This is a genomic window from Burkholderia sp. Ax-1724 (assembly GCF_011752995.1).
Taxonomy (GTDB): domain Bacteria; phylum Pseudomonadota; class Gammaproteobacteria; order Burkholderiales; family Burkholderiaceae; genus Paraburkholderia.
In genome coordinates, this window is the sequence record NZ_VWWL01000016.1 from 67805 (window position 1) to 80972 (window position 13168).

Annotated in this window: 11 protein-coding genes; 4 read left to right on the forward strand and 7 right to left on the reverse strand. The window is 64.8% G+C overall.

The features are described from left to right. Positions 1-5: 5 nt before the first annotated feature. The 3 genes from F3J19_RS19595 to F3J19_RS19605 form a co-directional block, all read right to left on the reverse strand. On the reverse strand, positions 6-1385 hold the full coding sequence (locus F3J19_RS19595) for a 3-carboxy-cis,cis-muconate cycloisomerase (RefSeq protein ID WP_167044638.1): 1380 nt from the start codon (positions 1383-1385) through the stop codon (positions 6-8). A 315-nt stretch (positions 1386-1700) separates the two neighbouring features. Continuing rightward, positions 1701-2360 (reverse strand): 3-oxoacid CoA-transferase subunit B, encoded by a 660-nt coding sequence (locus F3J19_RS19600; protein ID WP_167044641.1) that lies wholly within the window; start codon positions 2358-2360, stop codon positions 1701-1703. Positions 2361-2373: 13 nt separating this feature from the next. After that, positions 2374-3081, reverse strand: coding sequence for a 3-oxoacid CoA-transferase subunit A (locus F3J19_RS19605; RefSeq protein ID WP_167044644.1), 708 nt, complete (start codon positions 3079-3081; stop codon positions 2374-2376). A 430-nt stretch (positions 3082-3511) separates the two neighbouring features. Between F3J19_RS19605 and F3J19_RS19610 the strand changes: the two genes are divergently transcribed. The 3 genes from F3J19_RS19610 to F3J19_RS19620 all read left to right on the forward strand — a co-directional run bounded on the left by F3J19_RS19610 (position 3512) and on the right by F3J19_RS19620 (position 6530). Beyond that, positions 3512-4441: a LysR family transcriptional regulator gene (locus F3J19_RS19610; protein ID WP_167044647.1), complete on the forward strand. Its 930-nt coding sequence runs from the start codon at positions 3512-3514 to the stop codon at positions 4439-4441. 168 nt (positions 4442-4609) lie between these two features. Continuing rightward, positions 4610-5248: a GTP cyclohydrolase I FolE gene (gene folE / locus F3J19_RS19615; protein WP_167044651.1), complete on the forward strand. Its 639-nt coding sequence runs from the start codon at positions 4610-4612 to the stop codon at positions 5246-5248. A gap of 184 nt (positions 5249-5432) precedes the next feature. Next, a complete protein-coding gene (locus tag F3J19_RS19620; RefSeq protein WP_167044654.1) occupies positions 5433-6530 on the forward strand; it encodes a VTT domain-containing protein in 1098 nt (365 codons plus the stop codon). A gap of 218 nt (positions 6531-6748) precedes the next feature. Here F3J19_RS19620 and F3J19_RS19625 read toward each other — a convergent pair whose 3' ends face one another. Continuing rightward, positions 6749-8317 (reverse strand): GGDEF domain-containing protein, encoded by a 1569-nt coding sequence (locus F3J19_RS19625; RefSeq protein ID WP_240159089.1) that lies wholly within the window; start codon positions 8315-8317, stop codon positions 6749-6751. 143 nt (positions 8318-8460) lie between these two features. Then, complete coding sequence (locus F3J19_RS19630; protein WP_167044657.1) at positions 8461-9303, reverse strand: CHAD domain-containing protein; 843 nt, start codon at positions 9301-9303, stop codon at positions 8461-8463. Between the two features lie 509 nt (positions 9304-9812). On the opposite strand from F3J19_RS19630, the gene F3J19_RS19635 reads away from it, so the two are divergent. Beyond that, positions 9813-11399, forward strand: coding sequence for an inorganic phosphate transporter (locus F3J19_RS19635; RefSeq protein ID WP_167044660.1), 1587 nt, complete (start codon positions 9813-9815; stop codon positions 11397-11399). Between the two features lie 133 nt (positions 11400-11532). On the opposite strand, the gene ppk2 is transcribed toward F3J19_RS19635, so the two are convergent. Together ppk2 and F3J19_RS19645 are read right to left on the reverse strand one after the other, a co-directional pair. Then, the gene (gene ppk2, locus F3J19_RS19640; protein WP_167044663.1) at positions 11533-12459 is read right to left on the reverse strand and encodes a polyphosphate kinase 2; all 927 of its coding nucleotides are present in this window, start codon (positions 12457-12459) and stop codon (positions 11533-11535) included. Positions 12460-12707: 248 nt separating this feature from the next. Beyond that, positions 12708-13109 carry a VOC family protein gene (locus F3J19_RS19645; RefSeq protein WP_167044666.1) on the reverse strand — a complete coding sequence of 134 codons (402 nt, stop codon included), beginning with the start codon at positions 13107-13109 and terminating at the stop codon, positions 12708-12710. Positions 13110-13168 lie beyond the last annotated feature (59 nt).

The window sequence follows — 13168 nt, forward strand, 5'->3', positions numbered from 1 at the left end:
GCCGGTTACTCCTTGGAATGGGCGCGCTGCGCGCGCGTGGAATGAAGCGCCAGCGCCGCGTCCACATATGCGTGCGCCTGGCCGACGTATTGAGCGGGGTCGAGCAGCGCTTGCAGGCGCTCGGCCGAAAGATGGGCGGTGACGTCCGCGTCGGCGGACAGCACCTCGTACAGCGTCTTGCCGTCGCGGATCGCCGCCTTCGAGGCGCGCTCGACCAGATGGTGCGCGTCGAGCCGGCCAATCGAATCGCCGAGCGCGAGCATGACCGCTTCGCCGAGAATCAGGCCGTGCGTGACGTCGAGATTCGCGGCGAGACGCGTCACGTTCACATTCAGGCCGGCGGCGATCTGCTCGATATTCGCGAGCGCGCCGCCCGCGAGGCGCGCGAGGTCCGGCAGCGCGTCCCATTCGGCCTGCCAGCCGCCGAGCGCGCGTTCGTGCTCCTGCACCATGCCCGCGAACACGGTCGAGACGAGTCCCGGCGCGCGCGTCGCGGCGGTCAGCACGGCCGCACAGCCGACCGGGTTGCGCTTGTGCGGCATGGTCGACGAACCGCCCTTGCCGGCCGCGGCCGGTTCTGCAAGCTCGTCGATTTCGGTCTGCATCTGTAGCGAGATATCGCGTGCGATCTTGCCGAGCGTGCCAATCAGCATGCCGAACAGCGCTGCCGTTTCGGCGATGCGATCGCGCTGCGTATGCCACGGCAAGGTCGGTACGGCAAGGCCGAGTTCCTTCGCGAGCGCTTGCGTAACCTGCGGCGCCGCCTCGCGCAGACTCGCGAGCGTGCCGGCCGCGCCGCCGAATTGCAGCACGAGCACGCGCTCGCGCAATGCATCGAGCCGCTCGCGATGACGCAGCAGCGCGTCGAGCCATTGCGCGAACTTGAGGCCGAGCGTGATCGGCAGCGCCTGTTGCAGCCATGTGCGGCCGATCATCGGCGTCGCGCGATGGGTGGCCGCGAGTGTCGCGACCGCGTCGCAGGTGGCTTGCAAACCGCTGTCGAGCAGATCGAACGTGTCGCGCAGTTGCAGCACCGTCGCCGTATCGATAATGTCCTGGCTCGTCGCGCCCCAGTGCACGTATTTGCCGGCTTCGGCATCGGCGGCCTTGACGCGCGCGGTCAGTTGCTTGACGAGCGGAATCGCGAGATTGCCGCCGAGCGCGGCATCGCGCGCGAGCGCGTCGGCGTCGAGCTGGTCGGCCTGGCAGGCCGCCTCGATCGCAGGCACGGCGGTGTGGGGAATGACATGATGGGCGGCCGAAGCGCGCGCGAGCGCGGCTTCGACGTCGAGCATCCGTTGCAGCGTGGCACGCGGCGCCCAGATGTCGTTCATCGGCTGCGTGCCGCAAAGAAGGCCAGTCAGACGGGCGCTGGAGTCGAGCATGGTGACGTCGGGTTCGAGGGAATCGGGGATGAAGAATGAGCGTGGCGCGCAACGGCTCAACGTTGACGCGAGCCGGCGCGCTTGCCGCGCTTGCCGCGGTCGCAATCTCCGGCTGCACACGTCATGTCGTGCTTCGCGCTCACGCTCGCCCGGCGCAGGGCCGCATCAGGTGGCCTGACACGCCGGTTCGCACGATTGCGCGTCGCCGTGTATTTTGCGCCAAACGCGGCGGGCATGGCGCCGAAATTGCCGGGCCGGCGCCAACGAAGCGTTTGCTCCATCGGCGCCGGCCCTGTCGCACCACTCAGCCAGCCATCAGGCCGCGCGCGCGGACTGCGTGCCGTCGGTCATCGGCACGCCGGTCAGCTTCACCAGCTCGTCGAAGCCGATATCCGAGAAGATCTCGCGCACCACGAGGCCTTCCTTCGCCACGTCGATCATCGCGAGGTCCGTATAGATACGGGTCACGCAGCCGACACCGGTAACCGGGTACGAGCACTCGGCGGCAATCTTGCTTTCGCCCTGCTTGGTCAGGTGCTCCATCATCACGTAGACCTGCTTCGCGCCGATCGCGAGGTCCATCGCGCCGCCGACAGCCGGAATCGCGTCGGGTGCGCCGGTGTGCCAGTTCGCGAGGTCGCCCTTCGCCGACACCTGGAACGCGCCGAGCACGCAGAAGTCGAGATGGCCGCCGCGCATCATCGCGAACGAATCGGCGTGGTGGAAATAGGCGCCGCCCGTCAGCAGCGTAACGTGCTGCTTGCCGGCGTTGATCAGTTCGTCGTCTTCCTCGCCCTTCGCCGGTGCCGGGCCCATGCCGAGCAGACCGTTTTCGCTGTGCAGGAAGATTTCCTTGTCGGTGGCGAGGTGGTTCGCCACCAGCGTCGGCACGCCGATGCCGAGGTTCACGTAAGCGCCTTCAGGAATATCCTGGGCAACGCGCTTGGCCATTTCATCGCGGGTCAGTTTCTTCATGTCGGTCTCCGAATCAGGCAGCAGCGTCGTGAGGATTGGGCGTCGGGGCATGCACCGCTTGCGGCACTTCGATCACGCGTTGCACGAAAATGCCCGGCGTGACGATTTCTTCCGGGTCGAGGCCGCCGAGCGGCACGACTTGCGAGACCTGCACGATCGCGGTTTTCGCCGCGCTCGCCATGATCGGGCCGAAGTTGCGCGCGGTCTTGCGATAGATCAGGTTGCCCCAGCGGTCGCCCTTGTACGCCTTGATCAGCGCGAAGTCCGCATGCAGCGGCGCTTCGAGCACATAGTGGCGGCCGTCGATCAGGCGCGTTTCCTTGCCTTCGGCGAGCTTGGTGCCGTACGCGGTCGGCGTGAAAAAGCCGCCGATGCCGGCGCCCGCCGCGCGGATGCGCTCGGCGAGATTGCCTTGCGGCACGAGTTCGAGTTCGATTTCGCCGGAGCGATAGAGCGCATCGAACACATACGAATCGCTCTGGCGCGGGAACGAGCAGACGATCTTGCGCACGCGCTTGGTCTTCAGCAGCGCGGCGAGGCCGATGTCGCCGTTACCGGCGTTGTTGTTGACGATGGTCAGGTCGCGCGCGCCTTGCTCGATAAGCGCGTCGATCAGCTCCGACGGCATCCCTGCCGTGCCGAAGCCGCCGATCATGACGGTCGCGCCGTCGTGGACATCGGCGACCGCCGACTGCAGTGACTCGAAAATCTTGTTGATCATGTCGAATTTCCTTTGGGGGCGCTACGTGCCGCCGAGCGTACCGCCGTAACCGGCAAGGCTCGCGCGGAACAGTCTCCGGGCATGCTGGCGACGGCTCGCGACGTTGGGAGCGGGCTGGCGCCTTCGGTTCGTTCACCGTCGATTTGTTCGTTGTATGAACAGTGATTCGTTTAGCGAACGATTCGGCGATTATGGTTGCCCTTGGGCCGCATTGTCAAGGCAGGGAAATCCCCTTCATCATAGGTCGCGGCACATGACAACGCGCGCTTCGCGGCGCGCGAAAAAACCGCCGACGGCTATTCCCAGTATGCTTACGGGCGATTTTTCAACTACCCTTTATAGCGATACGGAATAGGCACAAACGGGCCACACCCGGGCCGCACCCGTGCCCGCCCGACCGCCCGCCCCGCAAGCCGATAACGAGCCGAGCATGTCCGAGACACCGCTGGATCTGAACCTGATCCCCTACCTCGTCGCGATGGAAGACACGCGCAACGTGAGCCGCGCCGCCGAGCAGCTCGGCGTGAGCCAGCCGCGCGTCAGCACCGCGCTCGGCCGGCTGCGCGAATACTTCGACGATCCGCTCTTCGTGCGCACCTCCAAAGGCATGGAGCCGACGCCGCGCGCGCTCGCGATCCTGCCCGCCGCGCGCGACGCGCTCCTGCGCATCGAGAAAGGCATGCTCGACGTGCAGGACTTCGAGCCGGCCACCAGCACCCATACGTTTTCGATCGCGCTGTCCGACGTCGGTGAGATCGTGTTTCTGCCGCGGCTTTTGCAACTGTTCGCCGAGCGCGCGCCGTGCGCGAATCTGCGCTCGGTCACGCTGTCGCCGTCGCAGGTAGAACGCGGGCTCGAATCGGGCGACGTCGATCTGGCGGTCGGCTATTTCCCGGACCTCGCGGGCAATAACTTTTTCCAGCAGCGGCTTTTCACGCACCGCTTCATCTGCCTGATGCGCAGCGGCCATCCGCTCGCGAAGGCGCCGCTCACGCTCCAGCAGTACATCGCCTCGGGCCACGCGGTCGTGCGCTCCGAGGGACGCAGCCAGGAAGTGCTCGAACAGTATCTGGCGAAAAAGCGCATCAACCGCCGCGCGGTGCTCGAAACGCCGCACTTCATGAGCCTGCCGTTTATCCTCGCGCGCACCGACCTGCTCGCGACGGTGCCGCACGCGATCGGCTTCGCCTATGTCTCCGAGCATGCGTCGATCATGCTGGTCGAACCGCCGCTGCCGTTGCCGCGCTTCGATCTGCGGCAGCACTGGCATCGCAAGTTTCATAACGATCCGCGCGGCACGTGGCTGCGCGGCGTGGTCTCCGAGCTCTTCAACGACGCGATGGACGAATGGCCAAAGTAAGCGTGCCGCTTCGCACGCGGGCGCGCGGCAATCGACGCGGTTCCCTCGCGCGCTCTGACCGCCGCCGGGAACTTCGACACCTTTGCGCGCAAACATGGAACAATGGCCGCAGTGACTGACCCCGCGCGCCACGCGCAGCGTCGCCGCGCGATCCAGGAGGAACGACGCATGACCAGCAGCAAGGCAAAAAAGACCAAAACCGCAGCGGCCGAGCCCCGCCCGAGCCGCGAAGAAGCTGAAGCCGCCGTGCGCGTGCTGTTGCGCTGGGCCGGCGACGATCCGCGCCGCGAAGGGCTGCTCGACACGCCCGCGCGCGTGGTCCGCTCGTACGAGGAGTTCTTCGCGGGCTACCAGACCGATCCGCGCGAAATCCTCGCCCGCACCTTCTCCGAAGTGGACGGCTACGACGAAATGATCGTGCTGAAGGACATCCGCTTCGAAAGCTATTGCGAGCACCATATGGTGCCGATCATCGGCCGCGCGCACGTCGCCTATCTGCCGCAGCATCGCGTGGTGGGCATCTCGAAGCTCGCGCGGCTCGTCGATGCATTCGCGAAGCGTCTGCAGATCCAGGAAAAGATGACCGTGCAGATCGCCGATACGCTGAACGACGTGCTGCAACCGGCCGGCGTCGGCGTGATTCTCGAAGCCGCGCACCAGTGCATGTCGACGCGCGGCGTGCATAAGGCCGGCGTCACGATGGTCACCTCGCGCATGCTCGGCACGTTCCGCACCGATCCGTCGACGCGCCGCGAGTTTCTGTCGATCGTCGGCAGCCCCGGCGGAATGGCGGTGCCGAATACGTGAGCGGGATCAGGGCTCGAGACTTCTTCCGAATGCCCGAGCCTTGCCTTGCAGGCCGTCGCGGCCCCTGACGCTGACCACTGAAGCTGGCCGCTGAAGCCGGTCAAGTGAAGCCGGTCAAGTGAAGCCGGCCAGGGCCAGCCGCCCCGGCAGCATCAGCCCAACCGCAGGAACAGGAGCGCCTCAATTGGTAGAGCTTCCGTCGTCGGCGATTTCCACCTGGGGCGGCGCAATCGTATTCGCCAATGTCTTGCTGACGCGCCTCGGCATGCCGATTCCCGCGGTCCCGGTGCTGCTGTTCGCGGGCTCGGCGATCGCCGCCGGCACGTTGTCGTTCTGGCCGGTGCTCGGCGCGGCCGTGCTCGGCGCAGTGCTCGGCGACGGCGCCTGGTTCGCCGCGGGCCGTCTCTATGGCCGCAAGCTGCTGGCAGCGCTCGGCCGTCTGTCGCCGGCCGTCGATACGCGGCTCGACATGGCGCGCTCGCTCTTCGAGCACTATGGCGTGCCGCTCGTGTCGATCTCGAAGTTCGTACCGGGGCTCGGCCTCATCACCCCGCCGCTGATGGGCACGACCGCCGTCGATGCCCGCATCTACGCGCTCTGGGATGTCATGAGCGCGCTCGGCTGGGCGACGTTCTGGCTGCTGGGCGGCGCGGCGGTCCAAAGAGAGCTGCATATGCTGCGCGCGTTCGTCGAATCGCGCGGCGGCACGCTCGCCGATCTCCTGCTCGCCGCGGCGCTCGCGTATCTGCTGTATCGCCTGTATGCGCGCGACCGGGGGCGGCGGCTCGCGCGCGCAGCCTCGCTGCAAGCCTCGCTGCAGTCATCCATGCAACCCGCGCGGCCCGCGCCGAAAATCGCGCGCGGCTGGCGCCGCATGGCGCCGTCGCAAGTCTTCGATGCCCGGCCCGGCGCGCCGCTGCTCGACTCGACGCACGGCATCCCCGGCGCGCTCGCGCTCGATCCGCATTCGCCCGAGCAGCTCGACGGTGCGCTGCGTGCGCACGACATGGTGATCTACTGCATCTGCCCGGACAGCGCGACCGCGCTCGACGTCTCGCAACGGATGCGCAGCAACGGCTATACGCGGATTCGAGCGCTACGCGGCGGGCTCGACGCATGGCAGCGGCGCGGCTTTCCGGTCGGCTTGCCGGCGCATAAGGATGGACAGATTGCGGCGGCCACGAAGATGCCGCGCTCGCGCGGCGACACGCAGGATGCGATCACGCTGCGCGGTTTCGCGCCACGCAGCGCGCCGCGTGTAAGCCGCGTCAGGGCAAGTTGAAGCGGAGTCAGGCGGGGGTAAAGCAAGGCCAGGCGGGCTCAAGCAGGCTCAAGCGGATTGAAGCGGCTTCAAGCGCATCGAGGCGCACCGTGCCGCACGGCGGCAATCGCGAAGCCACGCGGCACGGCCACAACGACACAAGGGCCGCACCAGCGCCGCTTCAGCCCCGCATGCGCTTTGCTTTGCGCCACATGCCTTGCCGCACAAAGCACCGATACCTACGCCCCCTGCGTCGCCGCGCACTCGTCCCATTGCGCCGATCTCGTGCGATTGCGTCCCTGCTCCTTGGCGATATACAACTGCTGATCGGCGGTAGCCAGCAATTCGAGCGCGCTGCCGCCATGCGCGGGCATCGCGCTCGCGCAACCGACGCTCACCGTCACTGCAAGCGGCGTATCGTGCCCGCGCTCGATCGCCAGGCTTGCCACCTTGCGGCGAATCTGCTCGGCAACCTCGAAGGCGCCCTGCGCCGTCGTGTCCGGCAGCAGCACCACGAACTCCTCGCCGCCATAGCGTGCGACCAGATCGGCCGGGCGCCGCGCAACCGACGAGATGCAACGGGCCACCGCGATCAGCGTTTCGTCGCCGCTCGCATGACCATAGGTATCGTTGAAGCGCTTGAAGTGATCGATATCGACAAACAGCACCGACAACGGCTGCTGCTCGCGCCGCGCGCGTCCCCATTCTTCGTCGAGCCGTTTGTCGAGCACGCGGCGATTGCTGAGCCGCGTCAGCGGATCGGTCGCGGCAAGCCGCACCAGCGCGGCCTGCGCGCGCTGCTTGTCGCGCAATGCAAACGCCAGCAGCCACGACACGAAAACGAAGACGCCGCCGAATACGAACGTCAGCGCAACGGCAATCTCGGTGCGGTGCCGCCACGGTTCGAGCACGTCGTCGACGGCAGGCGCCACCACCGCGATCAGCGGCGTGCCCGGTACATGCGCGTAGCTATAGATGCGGCGCACGCCGTCGACGGCCGCGACCGACAGATAGGTCCCGGCATCGTGCGTGGCCATCGTCTGAAAGGAGAGCGACTTCGCGATACTCGCACCGATATCGCGCGCGACAAACGGCTTGCGCGCAAGCAGCGTGCCGTCGCTCATCGCGATAAACACCGAGCCCTGTTTGCCGGGATCGACGCGATCGATCAGATGCTGGAAATACTCGATGCGAATCGCGATCAGCGCGATACCGGCAAAGCCGCCCTGCTCGTCGTTGATGCGCCGCGTCAGCGCAATCGACAGTTTGTTGTCGCGCAGCCGCGAGCGGTAAGGATGCGAGAAAAACAGGCCGGCCGCCGGATTGCGCTGCTGCGCCTGAAAATAATCGCGGTCGTCGAGACGAACCGCGGGGTGGGCGTCGTCGTATTGCGCGACCATGACTGCGCCATTGGCGCCGATCAGATAGGCGCCGCCGAGATAGGGCGCGGTGGTCGCGCGCTCGAACAGCAGCGAGCGCCGCACCTTGACGGGCAATGCCGAGATAACCGGATTGCGCGCGCCGTCCACCATCGATTGCAGCGACAGGTCGTAGATTTCGACGTTGCGCGCGAGATCCGCGGAAATGATCGAGACGAGATTGCGCGAGGTCTGCCGCGCATGATCGAGCGTTTCGGTGCGGCCCGCGTCGAGCGTCAATAGCGTCAGCACCGCCATGAGCGTGGCGACCAGCGTGCCCGCCACGCCGGCGAGCCATGGCCGGTTGCCGAGGTAGCGCGTCATGGCGGCCCTGCCGAGATGAAACATCGTATGCAACCGCCACAGCAGCGTCCGCCATGCCACGCTCATCAACTCTCCTTTCGCGGACGATTCCGCCGCGGCGTCGTTGCGCCGCGGCCTACACCCCGGTCATGCTTCGAATCTGGCAGGCCCGCGCGGCGTCGGCGAGCCGAACTGCGTCGCACTGCATCGCACTGCGTAAGCGCGTGCGATCAGCGCAGCAATCCGGCCACCACGCGCAAATGGCGCTTGCGCTCCTTATCGAGCCACTGCAGCGCGCCGTCGAAATCGCCGGCGCCGGCCAGCAATGCGGCATTGTCGCGCAACAGCGCCTCGCTTGCGACCGTGTCGTTCAGCTCGCCGAAGCATTTCTGGATGCGCTTTAAACGCTTGAGCGTGCGCTTCTGGCCGCCCTTCAGAACCGGCCCGAAAAACTCGAACAGATAGCGCAGTTTCTTGCCCGCTTTCCTGACGTCGTGAAAAGCCGCGTAATCGGAGCGCTTTGCGCGGCTTGCGCGTTTGACGCGCTTTTTCATCGACCGCTTCGATGCGCTGACGCGCTTGAACGCAAATTGACGCAGCGCAATACGCGGTGCGTGCGCGGTATTCAGTTCCGCCGTCGTGCGCGTGAATGCATCGCGCAGCAGATGCTTGACATCCGCATTCAGAAGCGTTTGGCGGCTAACCGCAAGCGTTTCGCCGCGTGCTTCCTCGAGCCTGGGTATCAGTTCCCGCACGCCGCTGTGCCGCGCGAGCAATTCGATCAGGATGTCCCAGTCGCGCGTCTTGCCGGCCGCGCTCGCGAGAAACTGATAGACCGCGCGCTGGCGTGCATTCTCGCCCTCGTCGAGCAACGGCGCGAAGGCCCACCACAATGAGCGCAAGCGCCGCAACGATACGCGCAGCTCGTGCAGCGCTTCGGGCGACGGGTCCTGATGCACCGCCTCGGCAAGTTCGATCGCCTCGCCGATCAGCGGCCTGGCATAGGATGCAAATGCCTGCTGCGCCGAAGCGTCCTGCGCCAGTTGGCTGGTTGTCCCGCTGTCTTGCTTCATCGACACTCCCCCGCAACACGACGTTACTTTGAGGGTAGCAAAAAGGGGACTCATCGGGTATGCAACCCATTCGATACCCTCGATACGCATAAAAACGCCCGCAAATATTTCCCACGCGCATCCATACCCGTACACTCTTCCTTGCAGCACGATGGCGCCGCGTGTCGCGAGCGTCTATCTTGATCTATACGCGGGCGGCGCAATCGTCGAGCCGCGCAGCACGCCATCATCACCGCGCACCACGAGGGTTTCGCTCCACACGCGGGCTTCTCCGGTCAACGCAGCACCAGCACGTCGTAACGGGCCGCCGGCCCGGTTCGCTTCGGACATCCGTGCGCTTGCGTCCGCCATGCGGGAAAACCCCTTTTCCGGCGCGGCGCACCGCCACGTAGCGACTGCCACGCCTTCGTTAAGCAGACCCTGTAGTGCCGTCACGCAATTGTCATTATTACGACATGTAAAGAAAGCAGCATCGGAAACTCTGCGACTCACTTTTTGGGGCTCATGTCATGCCGGAACTCTCGTATCCGCAACCAGGCGCTGCTAGCGGCAAAGGGCGCAATTTCGGCCTGTTTATCTTTCTCGCCCTGCTCGGCGCCGGCGTCATCTATTGCGCCGTCAATCTGCTCGACGATCTGCAACCCGTTCGCGAAAGCTCGTTCCTGCCGTATCTGCTGCTCGCTATCGCACTGCTGATCGCGCTCGGCTTCGAGTTCGTCAACGGCTTTCACGATACGGCCAACGCGGTCGCCACCGTGATCTATACCCACTCGCTGACACCGAACCTCGCGGTCGTCTGGTCCGGCGCGTGGAATTTTCTCGGCGTGCTGACGTCGAGCGGTGCGGTCGCATTCGGCATCCTGCAACTGCTGCCGGTCGAATTGATCCTGCAGGTCGGCAGCAGCGCGGGCTTTGCGATGGTGTTCGCACTGCTGATCGCCGCGATCATCTGGAATCTCGGCACCTGGTATTTCGGGTTGCCGTCGTCGAGCTCGCATACGCTGATCGGCTCGATCATCGGCGTGGGCCTGATGAATCAGATGATGCACGGTGCGAGCGGCACGAGCGGCGTCGACTGGAACCAGGCGCTCGGCGTCGGCAAGTCGCTGCTGTTTTCGCCGATCGTGGGCTTTCTGCTCGCCGGCCTGCTGCTGCTGATCCTGAAAGCGGTCGTGCGCGTGCCGGCGCTCTATGCCGAGCCGAAGGGCAAGGAGCCGCCGCCGTTCTGGATTCGCTGTCTGCTGATTCTGACCTGCACGGGCGTGTCGTTCGCACACGGCTCGAACGACGGCCAGAAAGGCATGGGCCTCATCATGCTGATCCTGATCGGCACGGTGCCGACCGCCTATGCGCTAAACAAGGCGGTCACCGCCGAGCAAACGCAGAATTTCGTCGCCGTCGCGCAGCAAACCGCGACGACGCTCGCGAACTATACGCAGGGCGCGGCGCCTTCGGCCAATCCGCGCGCCGATGTCGAAGAGTTCGTACGCACACGCCATCTGACGCCGGCCACGCTGCCCGCGCTGCAACAGCTGACCGCGCAGATCGGCAGCCAGGTCGGCTCATCGGGCTCGATGGCCGCGGTGCCGCAAGGTATCGTCGATAACGTGCGCAACAATATGTATGTCACGTCCGAAGCGATCCGCCTGATGCAGAAGGCCAACCAGCCGCAGTTCGCGCCGGAGCATGCGAAGGTGATCGGCAACTTCAGAACGCAGATCGATCACGCCACCAAGTTCATTCCGACATGGGTCAAGGTGGCGGTCGCGATCGCGCTGGGGCTCGGCACGATGGTCGGCTGGAAGCGCATCGTCGTGACGGTCGGCGAAAAGATCGGCAAGCAGCATCTGACCTATGGCCAGGGCGCGGCGGCCGAAGTCGTGGCAATGGTGACGATCGGCGCCGCCGACGTATACGGCCTGCCGGTTTCGACGACCCATGTGCTCTCGTCCGGCGTGGCCGGCGCGATGGCGGCCAATGGCTCGGGTCTGCAATGGAGCACGGTGCGCAGCCTGATCCTTGCGTGGGTGCTGACGCTGCCCGCTTCGATCGCGCTCGCCGCGGGTCTGTACTGGCTGTTCCGGACGGTGTTCTAAGCTTGAGTGTCCAGGCCGGCGGTTGATGTAACCGCCGGCCTCGCCAATAAAAAAACGCGGTACGTAGAAAACGTACCGCGCTTTTTTTTGCCCTGCTATTTGATACCGCCAATCTGATACCGCCAATCGCTCCTCAATACACCTCGGGCACGATCATCGTCTGCGGCACCGGCTGACGGCTATAGTCTTCGTGATAGACGCGCGACGGCAAATCGATCTGCGCATGCTCGATCTCGTGATACGGCACCTGGCTCAGCAGATGCTGAATACAGTTCAGGCGCGCGCGCTTCTTGTCGACGGCCTGCACGACCCACCACGGCGCCTCGGGAATATGCGAGCGCTGCAGCATCACTTCCTTGGCCTGCGTATACGCTTCCCAACGGCGCCGGCTTTCCAGGTCCATCGGACTCAGCTTCCATTGCTTGAGCGGATCGTGAATGCGGTTCTGGAAGCGGATTTCCTGCTCTTCGTCGGTAATCGAAAACCAGTATTTGATAATCTGCACGCCGCTGCGCACGAGCATCTTTTCGAACTCCGGCACCGAGCGGAAAAACTCTTCGTACTCTTCATCGGTGCAGAAATTCATCACGCGCTCGACACCCGCGCGGTTGTACCAGCTACGGTCGAACAGCACCATCTCGCCGCCCGCGGGCAGATGCGAGACATAGCGCTGGAAATACCATTGCGTGCGCTCGCGGTTATTCGGCGCGGGCAGCGCAGCGACGCGGCAGACGCGCGGATTAAGCCGCTGCGTAATGCGCTTGATCGCACCGCCCTTGCCGGCCGCGTCGCGCCCCTCGAAGATCACGACGACCCGATGGCCGGTCTGCACGATCCAGTCCTGTAGCTTGACCAGTTCGCCCTGCAAGCGGAATAGCTCGCGGAAGTACTGCTTGCGCGCCTCGCGATGCTCGGGCGTAAAGCTGTCCGGGCCGTCGATAATGCGGTCATCGACTTCCATTTCGAGCTCTTCGTCATAGGCATCGATGAGGTCCTCTTCGAAACGGCGTTGCCGCTCCGCCATGACTTCGGCTTCGGATCTCGGGTCAAGCTCTTTCATTGCAGCTCTCCTCGCAACAGAAATGGATTGGCGCGCAGCGGCAAGCGCGGCGCGGACGCAGTTGCTCGATTATCGGAGTAGAAGGTGTCATCCTTGTTACCGCATCGTAAGATTGCCGATGCATCGGTGCGACTCATGATAGCGAGGATAGCGAGTTTTGCGCGGTTCCCGGCGGCAAATTCGGCCGCCGATCCGATAGCCGGATCAGCGGCTGGATGGAGTCGCCAGCCTAATCGCAAACGCCGCCACTAGCCTAGCGGCCGGGCAAAACTCAGTTCGTGGCCATCCGGATCGGTGAGATGAAAATAGCGCTCGCCCCAAGGCGCGTCGGATGGCGCGAACGATGGCTGCAATCCCGCCGCGAGTACTTTGCGATAGAGCGCGTCGACATCCGATACATAGATAATCACGCGCCCCCACCAGTTGACCGGCGCGCGAGCATCGGCAATCAGATTCAGATAGGTTCCGCCGAATGCGAACGATGTAAACGTCTCCTGCGGGCCGCCGAATTTAAGCGGAAAACCGAGCGCTTCGTAGAACGGCACGGCGCGCCGCATATCGCCGGTAGCCAGCGTAATCGCACTCAGCGATTCGATCCGCGGTTCGGAAGAAGCGGTTTGCGACGATGACGAGGAAGTAGTTGCGGGCATAAAGCGTCTCCTTTTTATCGATAAAGCGCAGCGGCATAGGCATGGAGACCACACTATCG

What these genes read in the sequence shown, in the direction of transcription:
- F3J19_RS19610 (WP_167044647.1), top strand. Translation starts at nt 3,512, where the DNA reads ATGTCCGAGACACCGCTGGATCTGAACCTGATCCCCTACCTCGTCGCG.
- F3J19_RS19605 (WP_167044644.1), bottom strand. Translation starts at nt 3,081, where the DNA reads ATGATCAACAAGATTTTCGAGTCACTGCAGTCGGCGGTCGCCGATGTC.
- F3J19_RS19625 (WP_240159089.1), bottom strand. Translation starts at nt 8,317, where the DNA reads ATGAGCGTGGCATGGCGGACGCTGCTGTGGCGGTTGCATACGATGTTT.
- F3J19_RS19600 (WP_167044641.1), bottom strand. Translation starts at nt 2,360, where the DNA reads ATGAAGAAACTGACCCGCGATGAAATGGCCAAGCGCGTTGCCCAGGAT.
- F3J19_RS19630 (WP_167044657.1), bottom strand. Translation starts at nt 9,303, where the DNA reads ATGAAGCAAGACAGCGGGACAACCAGCCAACTGGCGCAGGACGCTTCG.
- F3J19_RS19595 (WP_167044638.1), bottom strand. Translation starts at nt 1,385, where the DNA reads ATGCTCGACTCCAGCGCCCGTCTGACTGGCCTTCTTTGCGGCACGCAG.
- folE (WP_167044651.1), top strand. Translation starts at nt 4,610, where the DNA reads ATGACCAGCAGCAAGGCAAAAAAGACCAAAACCGCAGCGGCCGAGCCC.
- F3J19_RS19645 (WP_167044666.1), bottom strand. Translation starts at nt 13,109, where the DNA reads ATGCCCGCAACTACTTCCTCGTCATCGTCGCAAACCGCTTCTTCCGAA.
- F3J19_RS19635 (WP_167044660.1), top strand. Translation starts at nt 9,813, where the DNA reads ATGCCGGAACTCTCGTATCCGCAACCAGGCGCTGCTAGCGGCAAAGGG.
- ppk2 (WP_167044663.1), bottom strand. Translation starts at nt 12,459, where the DNA reads ATGAAAGAGCTTGACCCGAGATCCGAAGCCGAAGTCATGGCGGAGCGG.